This is a genomic window from Micropruina glycogenica, assembly GCF_900289045.1.
In the GTDB taxonomy this organism is placed as follows: domain Bacteria; phylum Actinomycetota; class Actinomycetes; order Propionibacteriales; family Propionibacteriaceae; genus Micropruina; species Micropruina glycogenica.
This window is the reverse complement of the sequence record NZ_LT985188.1, coordinates 1,783,527-1,797,404: the sequence shown is the minus strand read 5'-3', so window position 1 is coordinate 1,797,404 and position 13,878 is coordinate 1,783,527. Positions and strand designations below refer to the sequence as shown.

At 67.1% G+C, this 13,878-nt stretch carries 17 protein-coding genes and 1 pseudogene; 4 read left to right on the top strand and 14 right to left on the bottom strand.

The features are described 5' to 3' along the window. The first annotated feature begins 4 nt into the window (after positions 1-4). The gene (locus MPLG2_RS08385) at positions 5-613 is read left to right on the top strand and encodes a putative immunity protein (protein WP_231935917.1); all 609 of its coding nucleotides are present in this window, start codon (positions 5-7) and stop codon (positions 611-613) included. Between the two features lie 63 nt (positions 614-676). On the opposite strand, the gene MPLG2_RS08380 is transcribed toward MPLG2_RS08385, so the two are convergent. Further along, positions 677-1,543 carry an oxidoreductase gene (locus MPLG2_RS08380; protein WP_105185731.1) on the bottom strand — a complete coding sequence of 289 codons (867 nt, stop codon included), beginning with the start codon at positions 1,541-1,543 and terminating at the stop codon, positions 677-679. A 74-nt stretch (positions 1,544-1,617) separates the two neighbouring features. Continuing rightward, positions 1,618-2,688 carry an IS110 family RNA-guided transposase gene (locus tag MPLG2_RS08375; RefSeq protein ID WP_158680754.1) on the bottom strand — a complete coding sequence of 357 codons (1,071 nt, stop codon included), beginning with the start codon at positions 2,686-2,688 and terminating at the stop codon, positions 1,618-1,620. A gap of 348 nt (positions 2,689-3,036) precedes the next feature. On the opposite strand from MPLG2_RS08375, the gene MPLG2_RS08370 reads away from it, so the two are divergent. Continuing rightward, complete coding sequence (locus tag MPLG2_RS08370) at positions 3,037-3,267, top strand: hypothetical protein (protein ID WP_105185730.1); 231 nt, start codon at positions 3,037-3,039, stop codon at positions 3,265-3,267. A gap of 297 nt (positions 3,268-3,564) precedes the next feature. Here MPLG2_RS08370 and MPLG2_RS19390 read toward each other — a convergent pair. From MPLG2_RS19390 to MPLG2_RS08340, 6 genes and pseudogenes are all read right to left on the bottom strand, one after another. Further along, positions 3,565-3,657: pseudogene (locus MPLG2_RS19390) on the bottom strand (hypothetical protein); the annotation flags it as partial. 407 nt (positions 3,658-4,064) lie between these two features. Next, complete coding sequence (locus MPLG2_RS08360; RefSeq protein WP_105185729.1) at positions 4,065-5,186, bottom strand: sodium ion-translocating decarboxylase subunit beta; 1,122 nt, start codon at positions 5,184-5,186, stop codon at positions 4,065-4,067. 3 nt (positions 5,187-5,189) lie between these two features. Then, positions 5,190-5,723 carry a biotin/lipoyl-containing protein gene (locus MPLG2_RS08355; RefSeq protein ID WP_105185728.1) on the bottom strand — a complete coding sequence of 178 codons (534 nt, stop codon included), beginning with the start codon at positions 5,721-5,723 and terminating at the stop codon, positions 5,190-5,192. A 3-nt stretch (positions 5,724-5,726) separates the two neighbouring features. Then, positions 5,727-6,125: an OadG family transporter subunit gene (locus MPLG2_RS08350; protein WP_105185727.1), complete on the bottom strand. Its 399-nt coding sequence runs from the start codon at positions 6,123-6,125 to the stop codon at positions 5,727-5,729. A gap of 12 nt (positions 6,126-6,137) precedes the next feature. Continuing rightward, positions 6,138-7,682 (bottom strand): acyl-CoA carboxylase subunit beta, encoded by a 1,545-nt coding sequence (locus MPLG2_RS08345; RefSeq protein ID WP_105185726.1) that lies wholly within the window; start codon positions 7,680-7,682, stop codon positions 6,138-6,140. A 60-nt stretch (positions 7,683-7,742) separates the two neighbouring features. Beyond that, positions 7,743-8,426, bottom strand: coding sequence for an NRAMP family divalent metal transporter (locus MPLG2_RS08340; protein ID WP_269459185.1), 684 nt, complete (start codon positions 8,424-8,426; stop codon positions 7,743-7,745). 26 nt (positions 8,427-8,452) lie between these two features. Here MPLG2_RS08340 and MPLG2_RS08335 point away from each other — a divergent pair, with 26 nt between their 5' ends. Next, a complete protein-coding gene (locus MPLG2_RS08335) occupies positions 8,453-8,614 on the top strand; it encodes a hypothetical protein (RefSeq protein ID WP_197710123.1) in 162 nt (53 codons plus the stop codon). A 134-nt stretch (positions 8,615-8,748) separates the two neighbouring features. Here MPLG2_RS08335 and MPLG2_RS08330 read toward each other — a convergent pair whose 3' ends face one another. Both MPLG2_RS08330 and MPLG2_RS08325 read right to left on the bottom strand, forming a co-directional pair. Next, the gene (locus tag MPLG2_RS08330; RefSeq protein WP_197710122.1) at positions 8,749-10,095 is read right to left on the bottom strand and encodes an anaerobic C4-dicarboxylate transporter family protein; all 1,347 of its coding nucleotides are present in this window, start codon (positions 10,093-10,095) and stop codon (positions 8,749-8,751) included. 1 nt (position 10,096) lies between these two features. Continuing rightward, the gene (locus MPLG2_RS08325) at positions 10,097-11,428 is read right to left on the bottom strand and encodes a M20/M25/M40 family metallo-hydrolase (protein ID WP_105187558.1); all 1,332 of its coding nucleotides are present in this window, start codon (positions 11,426-11,428) and stop codon (positions 10,097-10,099) included. A gap of 105 nt (positions 11,429-11,533) precedes the next feature. Between MPLG2_RS08325 and MPLG2_RS08320 the strand changes: the two genes are divergently transcribed. Next, positions 11,534-12,037: a UPF0158 family protein gene (locus MPLG2_RS08320; RefSeq protein WP_158680988.1), complete on the top strand. Its 504-nt coding sequence runs from the start codon at positions 11,534-11,536 to the stop codon at positions 12,035-12,037. A gap of 6 nt (positions 12,038-12,043) precedes the next feature. Here MPLG2_RS08320 and MPLG2_RS08315 read toward each other — a convergent pair whose 3' ends face one another. The 4 genes from MPLG2_RS08315 to MPLG2_RS08300 all read right to left on the bottom strand — a co-directional run bounded on the left by MPLG2_RS08315 (position 12,044) and on the right by MPLG2_RS08300 (position 13,499). Continuing rightward, positions 12,044-12,259 carry a three-helix bundle dimerization domain-containing protein gene (locus MPLG2_RS08315; protein WP_105185723.1) on the bottom strand — a complete coding sequence of 72 codons (216 nt, stop codon included), beginning with the start codon at positions 12,257-12,259 and terminating at the stop codon, positions 12,044-12,046. Between the two features lie 162 nt (positions 12,260-12,421). Beyond that, complete coding sequence (locus MPLG2_RS08310) at positions 12,422-12,829, bottom strand: hypothetical protein (RefSeq protein ID WP_105185722.1); 408 nt, start codon at positions 12,827-12,829, stop codon at positions 12,422-12,424. Beyond that, positions 12,826-13,266, bottom strand: a complete 441-nt coding sequence (locus tag MPLG2_RS08305) for a PIN domain-containing protein (protein ID WP_105185721.1) — start codon at positions 13,264-13,266, stop codon at positions 12,826-12,828. The genes MPLG2_RS08310 and MPLG2_RS08305 overlap by 4 nt, the downstream gene beginning before the upstream one ends. After that, on the bottom strand, positions 13,263-13,499 hold the full coding sequence (locus MPLG2_RS08300) for a FitA-like ribbon-helix-helix domain-containing protein (RefSeq protein ID WP_105185720.1): 237 nt from the start codon (positions 13,497-13,499) through the stop codon (positions 13,263-13,265). The genes MPLG2_RS08305 and MPLG2_RS08300 overlap by 4 nt, the downstream gene beginning before the upstream one ends. Positions 13,500-13,878: the final 379 nt, after the last annotated feature.

The following is a 13,878-nucleotide window of genomic DNA, read 5'->3' as shown; positions in this document are numbered from 1 at the left end:
CCGAATGCGCCTGGTGATCGGCCGGTGGCACCATGGGCACCCAGGCGTCACGGGCGAAGAGGGGTCGGGCACGGGTGTCGGCAACAGTTGGGGTTCTGCGGTGATTCTGCCGTCGGTGGCCGACCCGCACCTGGTCACGGTGCGTCGGGGCGGCACGCTGAGCGACGCCGATCACCACCTGCTGGCGCTGTGGGCGGCCCATTGCGCCGAGCACGTGTTGGGGTTGTTCGAGGCGGTTCGGCCCGAGGACCGCCGTCCAAGAGAGGCGATCGAGGGGGGTCGGGCCTGGGCCCGCGGCGAACTCGGCATGATGACCACGCGAGCGTTGGGCGGCCACGCAATGGGAGCCGCTCGTGACCTGACCGGAGCCCCCCGCTTCGCCGCCTACGCCGCAGCGCAGGCGTCGTGCGTGGCGCACGTGGCGGCGCACGATCTGGGGGCGGCGGCGTACGCGATCAAAGCCGTCCGGGCTTCCGTCGCGCCGGCCGACGCCGAGGCTGCCGGACGCGCTGAGTGCCGCTGGCAGCGCGAACAATTGCCCGATGAGGTGCGCGCTCTGGTGCTGGTCGACCAGCGGCAGCGCAACGCACTGTGCTGGAACGTGTTCGACTGAGGAAGCGCTGTTTTCGCTGGTCGAGCTTGTCGAGACCCGTTGCGGCTAGGGGTTTCGACAAGCTCAACCAGCGGGGCTCGACAACTCGGCCAGGTCCTCCGCACTGAGGTGAACCTCGGCGACCGCGAGGTTCTGCTCCAGGTGCGACAGCCGTGACGTGCCGGGAATGAGCAGCACGTTCACGGCCTGGGCCAACAGCCAGGCCAGGCCGACCTGGGCCGGGGTCACGCCGAGACGCTGCGCCACCGCCAGTACGGACGGCTGTTCGGTGACCTTCGGCAAGCCGGGAAAGGCCGAGCCGAGCGGAAAGTACGGCACGTAGGCGATGCCCTGGTCTCGACACAGCTCGAGCACCGCCCGGTCTGAGGTGTCGACCAGGCTGAACGCGTTCTGCACGCACACGATCTGGGCGAGCTCGATCGCCTGCTGCACCTGCTCGTGGTGGGCGGTCGAGATGCCGACGCCGGCGATCTTGCCCTCGTCACGCAGGGCGACCATCTCGGCCAACTGGTCCTGCAGCGGCACCTGCTGTTCGGGCGACACCTCGTGATCGAGCAGCCGCAGGTTCACCGCGCCCAACCGTTCGACACCGAGGGTGCGCAGGTTGTCTTCGACCCCGGCACGCAACTCGTTCGGACGCTGCGCGGGCGGCCAACCACCGGCTGCGTCACGCACTGCACCGACCTTCGACACCAGCACCAGGTCGTCGGGGTAGGGGTGCAGGGCCGCCCGGATCAGCTCGTTGCTGACGTCCGGCCCGTAGTACTGCGCGGTGTCGATGTGGTTGACGCCGCGTTCGACCGCCCGGCGCAGCACGGCGATGGCCTCGTCGCGGTCGCGGGGCGGGCCCATCACCCCCGGACCGGGCAGTTGCATGGCGCCGAAGCCGATGCGTCGTACCGGCAGCTCGCCCACGTGGTAAGAATCCATGCAACGACCCTAGTCCTCGCCCGGTGAGACCCCAGCCGTTCGCCGAGAAGAGGTGTCCGCTGGTCGAGACGCTTCTATGTCTTGTCAAGGGTGGTCGTGTTGAGGTGTCGGAAGATTTGGCGGGCGATGTAGCGCTTGAGGCAGCGTCGGATTCGGGGTTTGGTTTGGCCTTGCTGTTTGCGTTTCTTGACGTAGGCCTTGGTGGTTTCGTCGTGTCGCATGCGGGTGTTCGCGATGGAGTTCAGGGCTGAGTTGAGTTGTCGGTCGCCGGTGCGGTTGAGGCGATGATCCTTGGAGTTGCCCGAGGAGATCTCCAGGGGGCAGACGCCGCCGATCTTGGCGAAGCCGGCTTCGTCATGGATGCGGCCGGGGTGAGACCAGACGGCGAGCACAATGGCGGCGTTGATGGGTCCGAGGCCGGGCAGGTCGAGCAGGGTTGGTTCGAGTTCACGCACGAGGGCGTTGATGGCTTTCTCGTTGCTGTCGAGGTCGGCGTCCAGGGTGTGGATGCGGGTGGCGAGGCGGTGCGCTTCGGTGCGGGCGATCCGGGCCAGGGTGGTGTCGGTGGGCCGCTTGCGCCAGCCCGCAATGAGGCTGATGTGGACCTTGTTGATTCCCTTGCGGGCATCGATGTCGAGGTTGTGGGTGCGTAGCAGCGCGGTGAGCTGGTTCTTGGAACGGGTCCGGTCGCGTCGCATGCTGTCGCGGGCGGTGAGCAGGATCTGCAGCGCGGCACGGGTATGGCCGGCGCGTCGGTCGGCGAGCCGTTCGCTGTCCTTGGGTAACGCGCCGCGGGCAGCGACCAGGGCATCGATGTGGTCGTTCTTGCCGCTGCCACGAGCCCGTTTCGGCGAGGGTGCGTCGACGACCCGGTAACCGCGTGCGGCGAGCAGCTCGGCTGCCTGGGCGCCGTAACTGCCGGTGCCTTCCATGCTGATCAGCACCTGGTCGACAGCTGGGTTGTCGTCAACACTGGTGCGGCGGCTGATCCAATCCACGGCCCGCAACAAGCCCGCGGCATGGGTGGGGAACTTCCCGTGGGTGATCTGGCCGCCGCTACGGGTCTCCACGATCGCGTAATGATGAGTGGCGGCGTGGGTGTCCACACCCACCACATAGGTGTAGGTATCTGCAACGATGGCCATCGGTGTCTGAGCCTCCTGTTTTCGGGATGTTGGGCATCGAGCCGGTCGAACCGGCGCGGCCATCCCGGGGAAAGAGTCACCCGTGGCGTTACTGTGATCGGTCACCCCGCCAAAGCGGTGGGACGGGCTTCTATCAGGCCAACGAGTGGGCCGGGATGGTCGGCCGGTTCTCCGTGCACGAGCCGGACAGATCTCGACCAAGACACCCCGCACAATTGCGGACGGTCAGCTTGTCGAAGGGTCACGACCCGCACACGAACAACCGGTCCCACCACCCTGCCAGCTAGCCCCAGGCCAGCCACCACCAACTCTCACAGCTTGTCGAGACGCGGCGGTGGAGATCCCGGCGTGCGCCGGGTTGCCGACGCCACGTGGCCCGCTGACGCCCTGCAGCTTCTCGGCGAGGCGGCGCTCGTGGTGGCTGCCCGCCTGGCGCATCAGATCGAGCCGGCCGCACGCCGCTGCGCCACCGAGTTACGCGAGCGTGACTGGGGCGGCGACGCCGAACTGGCCGACCAGATCGACGCGGCTCTCGCGTGGGGGCCGCCGTCGGCCCTGCGCCTCGTCGGCTCGCGCTGAGCCTTCAAGATCTCGCGGGGGTGCTCACAGGTGACATGTCATCGGGCGGGGGACGCATCGACCAGGCGACCGCCTGGTAGACGAACAGTTGATCGTGGTTGTGCCGGGCCGCCGCACTGATCGACATCGACTCAGCCCTTGTTCTCGGTGATCGCGCGTGCGGCCGCGAGGTAGTCGGCCTCGCTGATGTGTTCGCCCCAGGTGGCGGCCGGTTCGCCCTCGGCCAGCTCCACCCACGCCACTCATGGCCAGGTGCGTCATCTGCCGATCGGGGGCTGCTCCGTGCCAGTGTCGCTGGTTGGGCGGCGTCCACACCGTCACGCCCGGACGCAGCACGATCACGTCGTCGTCGGTGACGACCAGGCCGACACCGTCGGTGCAGTGCAGCATCTGGCCGGCCGCGTGGGAGTGCCAGGCGTTGCGCGAGCCAGGAGCGAAATGCACCGAGCCGACGCTGAATCGGGCATCGGGATGGTCGACGATCATGTCGACGTGGACGTCGCCGATGAACCAGTCAGCTTTGCCCTTGCCGGTGGCGGGTGGGGGTTGTTGTTGCATCAGTCGTGGGCCCCTTCTGGTGGTAGCGATGGCGTGTTCTCACCAACGCCTGCCGAGACGACGCGAAGGCAGCCGTCCGGCAGAACGTCACGTTCGTCACGCTAGCCACACCGGGCAGAGGCAGACAGGTACCGCCGTCACCACCCTGGCCGGCGCGTGGTGCGGTTGGGACGCAAGCAGGGGCGCAGGCGGGCCTCTGGCCAGGTGTTTCGACAGGTTGCGTGAGCGCCGCTACAGGTTCACGCGGCACCCATGAGGGCGAGCAGCACACCGCCGGCTACCACCGACGCCACCTGGCCGGCGGCGTTGGCCCCCATGGCGTGCATCAGAATGAAGTTGTCAAAGTTCTCTTTCTGGGCTTCGCGCTGCACAACCCGGGCGGCCATGGGAAAGGCCGAGATGCCGGCGGCGCCGATCAACGGGTTGAACTTGCCCCCGCTGAAGGCATTGAGGATCTTGCCGAACACCACACCCATCACGGTGTCGAGGCAGAACGCGACCAGGCCCAGGGCGAGGATGAACAGGGTCGAGAGCTGCAGAAACTTCTCGCCCACCATGGTGGCGCCGATGGCCAGGCCCAGGAAGAGCGTCACGACGTTGGCGAGTTCGTTGGACGCCGCCCCGGTCAGGCGTTCGACGACCTTCGACTCGCGCATCAGGTTGCCCAGCATGAGCATGCCGATCAGCGGGGTGGCGAAAGGCACCAGGGTGCCCACCACGATGGTGACGATGATGGGGAACAGAATGCGGGTGCGCTGGCTGATCTCGCGCGAGCTGTACGGCATGCGGATCGCCCGCTCTTTGCGGGTGGTGAGCAGCCGCATGATGGGCGGCATGATGATCGGCACCAGCGACATGTAGCTGTAGGCGGCCACGGTGATCGGCGCGACCAGCTCGGGAGCCAGCTTGTTCGACACGTAGATCGACGTCGGGCCGTCGATGGCGCCGATGATGCCGATCGAGGCGGCCTGGTTGTGGCTGAACCCGAGCACCAGGGCCAGAATCAGGGTGAGAAAGATGCCGAACTGTCCTGCCGCCCCGAGCAGCACCATGCGCGGGTTCTCTAGCAGGGGGCCGAAGTCGGTCATCGCGCCGATGCCCACGAAGATCAGCAGCGGGAACAGCTCGTTGGCGACGCCCATGTTGTACAGCACGGTGAGCGCACCCTCGGGGCCGACCAGCGGCGACAGGGGCATGTTGGCCAGCACCGCCCCGGCGCCGATCGGAATCAGGAGCAGCGGCTCGTACTCTTTCACGATGGCCAGCCAGATCAGTAGCAGCCCGATCGCCACCATGGTGAGCGATTGCCAGGTGACGTTCTGCACCCCCTGCAGCAGGTAGTGCATGGTGTCGGCGTTCATCGCTCAGTTCTCCTCGAAGCGAATCAGCGTCTCGCCGAACTTGACCTGTTGGCCGGCCACCACATAGATCTCGGCGATCCGTCCGTCGCGTGGTGCTTTGAGTTCGTTCTTCATCTTCATGGCCTCGAGCACCATCACGGTGTCGCCACGGTGCACGCCGGCCCCTGCTGCGACGTCGATGCTGAGAATCACGCCCGGCATCGGGGCGGTCATCTTGCTGCGCCCTGCGCCGCCCGCCGCTGCGGCCGCGCAGGTCTCAGCGGGCCGGGGGGACGCCTGGCGGGTGGTTGAGGTGGTGTCGACGGCGGCTGCGGACGGTTGCCGTGCCGGCTCTGCGGCAAGGGCGGACGCTCCGGCGCTCGCGACGGCGCGCGGGGTGATCGCCGGGGTGATCGCCGAGTGGGCCAGGTCGCGGTGATCCTCCAGCGTGACGTCGACCAGGCGTCCGTCGATCTGAACGCGAAACAGGTTCGCCTCGACGGCCTCGATTTCGATGACCTTGGTGGAGTCGTTGACGGTGAGTGTGTAGCGACGCATCGTTCAGCTCTTTCGGAATGGTTGGGTCTGCTGGGTGCGTCCGACCGACACCCACCGGCTGGCGAACAGCTGGCTGCCTGGGGCGTGGGCCCGCACCTCGGGCCCGGCGAGCCGGCGGCGGTGCTCGGCATGGGTCATCACCGCGACCGCGATGGCCGCCACCGTGTCCACATCGAGGCCGGTGTCGTCCACCAGGATCCGGGTGCTGCCGTCCGGCCCCGTCTGAACGGTCATCGGCGCCGCGGTGGGCTCGCCGCCCGGTTGGTCGGCCTCCCCGTCGCGATCGGTGCGGTCGAGTCGTGCGGTCAGTCGCAGCACCACCATCAGCAACAGCAGCAGGGCGAACACGGCGCCCATGCCGACGAGCATCATCTGCAGCCCCCAGGCTAGATCAGTCCACATGTTCGTCGCCTTCTAGACCGGAAAGAGTCCGTGCTTCTTGGGAATCGAGTGGGTGACCTTGGTGCGCAGCACCTCAAGCGAACGCACCAGCCGGGCCCGGGTTTCGCGGGGCTCGATCACTTCGTCGATCTGGCCGACGTCGGCCGCCTGGTAGGGGTTGAAGAACTTCTCCTTGTAGTCGGCGATGAACCTGGCTTCTTCGGCCTTGGGGTCGTCTGCTGCCATGATCGCCCGCCGGTTGAGCAGCCGGGCGGCACCCTCGGCGCCCATCACCGCGATCTGTGCGCTGGGCCAGGCGAAGGCGACGTCGTTGTTCATCTGCCGCGAACTGAGCGCCACGTACGAGCCGCCGTAGGCCTTGCGGGTCACCAGTGAGATCTTGGGCACGGTGGCCTGGCAGTAGGCGTAGATGATCTTGGCGCCGTGCCTGATCACGCCGTTGTATTCCTGTTCGACGCCCGGCAGGTAGCCGGGGCAGTCGACGAACGTGATGAGCGGAATGTTGAACTGGTCGCACAGGGTGATGTGCCGGGCGATCTTGTCGGAGGCGTTGATGTCGAGGCAGCCCGACATCACCAGCGGCTGGTTGGCGATGAAGCCCACCGATTGGCCGTCCAGTCGTCCGAAACCGACCAGCGCGTTGCCCGCGTAGTCCTTGTGCAGCTCGAAGACCGAATCGTGGTCGAGCACCAGGGCCAGCACGTCGCGCATGTCGTAGGCCAGGCCGTCGTCGTCGGGAACGATGGTGTTGAGGGCCTCTTCCATGCGGTCGGCGGGGTCGTACGGCTCGAGCGCCGGCGGATCCTCGGCGTTGTTCTGCGGCAGGTAACTCAGCAGCTCCTTGGCGATGCTGAGCGCGTGCTGATCGCTGGTCGCGGTCACCTGGGCCACGCCCGACAGTGAGTTGTGCACGGCCGCTCCGCCGAGTTCCTCCGCCGACACGTCCTCACCGGTGACGGTCTTGATGATGTCGGGGCCGGTCAAGAACATGTTCGACGTGCCGTCCACCATGATCGTGACGTCGGTGAGCGCCGGGCTGTACACGGCGCCACCCGCGCAGGGGCCCAGAATCAGCGAGATCTGCGGAATCACCCCCGACGCCTTCACGTTGCGCACGAACACCTCGCCGTAGGCGGCCAGTGAGCGGACGCCCTCTTGCACGCGCGCACCGCCGGAGTCGTTCAACCCGATCATCGGAATGCCGGCCTCGATGGCCAGATCGAGAATGCGACTGATCTTGTTCGACTGCACCTCTGAGAACGATCCGCCCAGCACGGTGAAGTCCTGGGCGTAGACGGCGACCCGGCGGCCCTGGATCTTGCCGAACCCAGTGATCACCCCGTCGCCGGGGAACCGTTGGCTCGCCATGCCGAAGTCGGTGGTCTGGTGGGTGGCCAGCGCTCCGAGTTCCTGAAAGGACGCCTCGTCGAGCAGTATCGCGAGGCGCTCCCGGGCCGTCAGCTTGCCCTTGGCGTGCTGGGCGTCGATCCGCTTCTGGCCACCACCGGAAAGGGCCGCTTCACGTTTGCCACGTAGCGTGCTCAGCCTGTCGTTCACGTGTCCTGTCCTGTTCTGTGCTGCACGGTCACTATTGATCGTGCACCCTCGCCGTCGATCTCACTGGAAGAAGCTGATGATCAGCTGAATCCAGAACCACAGCACGACGCCGAAGGCGATCGCACCCAGGGCCAGCTGCCACCACTTGTTGCGCAGGGTGCCCATGAAGTCACCCTTGGCGGACAGGTAGACCAGCAGGAAGGCCAACACCGGCGCGGTCAGCACGGTCAGGGACTGAGCGAGCACGATCAGCTGGACGGGCGAGCCGCCGCCGAAGATGGCGGTGATCGCGATGCCCCACACCAGGATCACGCCGGAGAAGATGCGGGCGGTTCGGGACTTGGCCGAGGCGCCCTTGCCGAGTGCGTCGGAGAGCATGATGCCGCCGGCGGTGGCGTTCGCCGTCATCGCCGAGAAGGCGGCGGCGAAGTAGCCGAGCGCGAAGATCCAGTTGCCGACCGGGCCGGCCACCGGCTCGAACACCTTCGAGAGGCCGGAGATGGTGGCGACCATGCCCTCGGGGCCGAGCGGGCCGTTGAAGACCTTGGCGGCGACCAGGATGACCAGGGCTGTCATGACACCCGGTGCGACGATGCCGGGGATGGTGTCGACCACGGTGATGTCGCGGTAGTCGGCCTCGGTGCGCTTGCGCTCCTGGGTGCCGTAGGAGGTGAAGAACGCCGCGTTGGCCGACAGGCAGGTACCGATCAGCGCGATCACGACCGTCATCGAGCCGTCCGGAATCGTCGGGATCAGCCTCGCCGCCGTCGGTGATCGCCGACGCCATCGCCAAGGCGGTCACCGCCGAGCGGCCCAAGACGCGCTACGCGGTGGGCTTCGGCGCCAAGCCGCTGATCGCCGTCCGCAAGGTGTTGAGCGATCGGCAGTACGACGCCCTGATCACCCGCGTGGGCGGCTTGCCTCGCGACTGACCCGGCTCTCGTCATCCCGGCGGCCCCCGTCAGAGAGGCCTGACCTTCTCATCTCGCCGGCCTTCGTCATCCCGGCGGACGCCGGGATCTCCCAACGCCACCGCGATGGGTCTCGACAGGCTCGACCAACCAAATCAGCGCACCACCGACGCGATGCCGATGGCCACCACCACCGACACCACCACGTTGACCACCGTGGGAATGATGAACGAGTGGTTCACCACGTACTTGCCGATTCTGGTGCTGCCCGTGCGGTCGATCTCGACCGCGGCCAGCTGCGAACCGTTGGCCGGCAGCGTCATCACGCCGCCCATCGCGGGCAGGTAGGCGGCCAGAAAGCCGACCGGAATGCCAAGGCCGAGACCAAGCGGAATCATCGAGTTCACCGCCGCGGACTGGCTGGTGGTCATCGCCGCGACCAGGAACACCCCGACGGCCAGGAACCACGGCGCGTGCTCGGTCAAGTCGCTGAGGCCGCCGATGATGAAGTCGCTGTTGGCGCCGATGAACGTGTTGGCCAGCCACGCGATGCCGAGCAGCGCGATGATCGCGGTGAGCCCCGACTTGGTCAGCGGAGCGTCCAGTATGTCGGCGGGCTTGATCCGACCGACCAGCATCACCGCCAGCGCCACTGCCAGCATCACCATGATCAGCAGGCTGGTCATGTCGAGCCGGACGGTCTGGCCGTCGACCTGCCAGCTCGGCAGCAGTGAGCCGAACGCGCCCAGCAGCACCACCAGCAGCACGCCGCCGAGAAACACCAGCGCCGCCGGCTTGGCCCGCTCGGGCAGCGGGGTGTCGCCGCTCTCGGCGGCCGTCGGGGCGTCCAGGTCGCCGGCGGCCAGCCGGGCCTGGTAGACCGGATCGTCGGCCAGCTCGGGGCCCCACTTGACGAAGACCAGCGCCGACACCAGGGTGCCGACGATCACCGCGGGCAGCGTGATCACGATGATCTGGCCGAGCGAGAGTGCACCGTCGGCGTTGGCGGTGAGGCCGAGAAAGGCCGCCATGGCGGCCGACACCGGGCTGGCGGCCAGCGCCACGCCCGACGACGCGACCGCCGGGCCGAGCACCCGTTCTGGACGGATGCCGCGCCCGTAGGCCACTTCGTAGATCACCGGCAGCAGCGGAAAGATGATGTTGCCCGTGCCGGCGGCGACGCAGAACAGCAGCGCGGTGAGCGGGGCCAGAAAGTTCACCAGCTTCGGCTGAGACCGAATCAGCTTTTCGGCCACGCTGACCAGGTAGTCGATGCCCCCGGCGGCCTGCATGGCCGCAGCGGCGGTGATCACCGCGATGATGATCAGAATCGCGCTGGACGGTATTGAGCCGGGCTGGGCGCGAAACACGAACACCAGCACGAGCACGCCGACCGCACCCCACAGGCCGAGCCCGACCCCGCCGGTGCGCACGCCCAGGTAGATCGAGCCGACGACGACCAGGGCCTCGGCGATCAGCACGACGACCTGCAGGGTGGTCATCTCAACCCTGACCGAGCTTGGTAAGCAACAGCGCCTGGGCCAGCGCCATGTGCTCGATCTCGGACGGGTCGACGCTCTCGTTGGGCCCGTGAATGCGCGACAGTTCGGCGTCCTCTGCCCCGATCAGCACGAAGTCGGCGGCGGGGCTGGCCTTGCGCAGTTCGTCCAGCAGCGGGATCGACCCACCCGAGCCGACCTGGCCCACATCGGTGCCGTACGCCTCGGCCAACGCCTCGCGCATGGCCGCGAACGCGACGCCGTCGGTGCCCTGGCTGAACGCGGGCGACTTCTTGTTGGGCGTCACCGTGACCTTCGCGTGCCAGGGCACGTTCTGTTCGAGGAAGGCGACCAGCTTGCCCATCGCGTCGTCGGGGTCTTGACCAGGCGGAATGCGCAGCGCCACCACCGCGCGAGCCCGCGGCTGCAGCACGTTTCCGCCCTCGTCGACGCTCGGTGCGTCGATGCCCAGCACCGAGATCGCCGGCCTGCTCCACAGCCGCGACGCGATCGGGCCCGAGCCGACCAGGTCGACGCCTTCCAACACGCCGGCGTTGGCCCGCAGCATCTGCTCGCTGTAGTCCGCGCCCTGCCACTCGAAGTTGCCGATGCCGGGAATGGCGGACGACCCGTGGTCGTCCGACACCTTGGCGAGCAGCTTGATCAGCGCCATCAGGGCGTCGGGCGCGGCGCCCCCGAACAGCCCCGAATGCACCGGGTCGTCCAGCGTCTCGACCTCGACGATCGCCTTCACGTGGCCGCGCAGCCCCACCGACAGCACCGGCTCGCCCACGGTCAGGTTGCCCATGTCGGCGATCAGCATCACGTCGGCCGCGAACCGCTCGGGGTGCGCGGCCACGAAGGCCTCCAGGTGCGAGACCGTCTCCTCCTCGCCCTCGAGCACCAGCTTCACGTTCACCGGCGGACGGCCCTCGAACGCGGCCAGGGTAGCCAGGTGAATCGCGATGCCCGACTTGTCGTCGGCGGCACCGCGGCCGAAGATGCGTCCGTCGCGTTCGGTGGGCACCCAGGGGTCGCTGTGCCAGCCCTCGGTCGGCGCCGGCTGCACGTCGTAGTGCCCGTATAGCAGCACAGTAAGTGCGCCCGGTGGTCCGGCGATCTCGGCCCAGACCGCCGGGTAGCCCCCGGGAATCTCTTCGAGATGCGCGCTCACGCCGTAGCGGGCGAACGCGTCGACGGCGCGGTTGGCCATCGCCAGCACCGGTTCGGACGGAAAGGCCGGAAACGCGACGGACGGAATCGCCACCATCGCCTTCAACTCGTCGATGATCTCGGGCATCAGTTCCGAAATCGCACGTCGTAGCTGGTCAGACATCGATACGCCCATGGTCAACCTCGGTGTTGTCGGGTCAGGTCGAGAATAACATCGGCCGGCCCGGCCCGCCGGCCGTCGAGCAATAACTTCAGTGAATCTTGGGACGTGGAACGAGCAGAATGTGCCGACCAGCTCGACGGAGCGTTCGGCTGGGGCCCGGCTTCGACGCTTCGTCCTCTCGCCGTGGGCCTCGACGAGCTCGCGGAGGTGCTCGAGGGTGACATGACGCAGGGCGGCGGACGCATCGAACTGCGCACCGGTGAGGTGTGGCCGGAGGTGGTGTTTGAGAACTCCGACGACATGGACGACGACGAAGACGAAGACGACGACCGATGGCTTTACGTCTCGTGCGAGGGTTCGAGGCAGGCCTACCGCGACATGCAGATCTTCATCGGCGACATCGCGGGCGATCCCCTCGCCGACCGCCTCGACACAGCGATTCAAGGCCGCGGAGCGTTTCGCCGGTTCCACGACGCTTTGGCGCGCTCGGACGAGCGCTTGACCCAGTGGCACGGCTTCAGTGACGAGCGACTGCGTGGACGGGCCAGCGAATGGCTGGCCGGCGAGGGGTACGCCGCCGTTCCGAAGGGGATCGACTCGGTCGGCTGAGCCGGTTCAGCTCAACTGTGCTGCGACCCGACGCTCGAGCAGCACGGGCAGGAAGTGTCGAATCGGAGCCCCGGCGAACGGCACCGGAGCGGCCTTGACGCGGGCTTCGAGGTCTTGCGGGTCGGCGCTGCGGTGCGTGACCGAGAGACGTTCCACCACCTGCTCGATGATGGCCTCATCGCTGAGGTCCTCCAGCACCTCTTGATCGCGGGTTGCACTCATGGATGAGATTATGCGACCGGCCCGGGCGGCCTACTAGCCGTTTGCGGAGTAGTGACGCGCTCGTAACAGTCACCGGCCGTGAACACGTGCAGGTACGTGCAGCCACACCGCGCGACTTGACTGTGGCGGTCGTGGCGGCGATGGCGCTCGTCGCCGTTACGCTCACTCCGCCCAGGTGTCGGTGACCGTGCCGTCGGTGTAGGTGACCCAGACCCATTGGGTGTCGCTGCCGCACAGTGCGTAGCGCCAGTCCTCATGGTTGCCGTCGGCGTAGTCGAGGCTGCCGGCCGAGTACAGCTTCCATGACACGACCGTCTTGGAGTCGCCGGTCTTGACCCGCTTGGCGTCGTCCGTGGTGGCGCAGGTGGCGGTGCTGATTGCCACGACCAGGGGCTGGGTGCGCGTGGTGGTCTTCGACGGGTAGTAGCCGCCGCTGCGCTTCTTCACTTTCCAGGTCACCGTGGTCGTCACCTTGTAGCTGCCGGCCGACAGCCAGGCGGACGTCTTCTTGCTCACGATCTTCGTGCCTGAGGACTTCCAGATGGTGAAGTACTTGCTGGTGATCGTCACCGCACCGACACCCGAGACATTGGGTGCCACCTTGACCCTGCCACCCAGCGGCACCGGGGCGGCGGTGATCTTGTTGATGATGACGTTAGTTCATGCCCTCCGGCGAGGCAGATGCCGGCGATCTGGGCGTCCGCCAGGCTGAACGGACGCCCGGCTGCTCGCCGGCGACCAGAATTCGCGCCGGTCGTTCTGGCGGCTGTCACGTCGTAGATGGCGATCGTGTCGGCGAAGGCGTCCACGAGGCCGTTCGAACGTTGGGTCAGGTCGCGACGACGTTTACCCTGCGGAAGTCGGCTGAGGCCGCGCTCAATCTCCTCGACAGTCACGACGCAGATCGACAAGGCCGCGACCGGCTGTCTCCGCGCCCAGGCAAGAACCGCGGCGTCCGGTGCCTGTTTCATCAACTCCGACACCACGTTGGTGTCAGCGATGATCACGACAGATCCACGGTTCGAGCTGACTCGGTTCGCGGCGGCAACTCCAACTCAACCCCGCCGGCTTCGGCCATCGCTGTGTGCAGAGCGAGTAGAAAGTTCTGTTCGGGCAGGCCGACGGCGGCGTCAAGAATCGCGCGAACCTCGGCTTCAACCGAGCGGCCGTGTTCCGCTGCTCTGCCACGCAGGCGCGCGTGGGTGCGTTCGTCCAGCTGTCGACTGGTCAGGGTGCTCACGATGGCCTCCTCTGATCGCAATGCTGGCACTCCACGTGCGCTCGGCGCGTGGCGCGCGTGACGCAACGGTGAAAATGTCAAAAGGCCTCTGTCTAGGCTTTTAACCTAGTCAGAGACCTCTGGTTCTCGTGTCCGAGAGAGGACTTGAACCTCCGCGCTCGGCTGATGCAAGTGGCTTCTGACAAGGTGTGATGGTTGCTGATCGCCATCGTGGACTCCTTGTCGTGGGGAATGCGTGGGGAATGGTTGCTCCAAGTGAAGGCCCCATGTGATTCGTTGCCAGTGAGCCTACCCAGCAGGCGACCCGTGCCTGCCCGGTAGAGCAGCGGTTGAGCATCCGCTCATGCCGATGAGCGCTAGACGGCTTGATTCGTCTCGG

Bases quoted from the DNA above. Each gene is read 5' to 3' on its own strand.
- MPLG2_RS08385 (WP_231935917.1), top strand. From the start codon at position 5: ATGCGCCTGGTGATCGGCCGGTGGCACCATGGGCACCCAGGCGTCACG.
- MPLG2_RS08380 (WP_105185731.1), bottom strand. From the start codon at position 1,543: ATGGATTCTTACCACGTGGGCGAGCTGCCGGTACGACGCATCGGCTTC.
- MPLG2_RS08375 (WP_158680754.1), bottom strand. From the start codon at position 2,688: ATGGCCATCGTTGCAGATACCTACACCTATGTGGTGGGTGTGGACACC.
- MPLG2_RS08360 (WP_105185729.1), bottom strand. From the start codon at position 5,186: ATGAACGCCGACACCATGCACTACCTGCTGCAGGGGGTGCAGAACGTC.
- MPLG2_RS08355 (WP_105185728.1), bottom strand. From the start codon at position 5,723: ATGCGTCGCTACACACTCACCGTCAACGACTCCACCAAGGTCATCGAA.
- MPLG2_RS08350 (WP_105185727.1), bottom strand. From the start codon at position 6,125: ATGTGGACTGATCTAGCCTGGGGGCTGCAGATGATGCTCGTCGGCATG.
- MPLG2_RS08330 (WP_197710122.1), bottom strand. From the start codon at position 10,095: ATGACCACCCTGCAGGTCGTCGTGCTGATCGCCGAGGCCCTGGTCGTC.
- MPLG2_RS08325 (WP_105187558.1), bottom strand. From the start codon at position 11,428: ATGTCTGACCAGCTACGACGTGCGATTTCGGAACTGATGCCCGAGATC.
- MPLG2_RS08315 (WP_105185723.1), bottom strand. From the start codon at position 12,259: ATGAGTGCAACCCGCGATCAAGAGGTGCTGGAGGACCTCAGCGATGAG.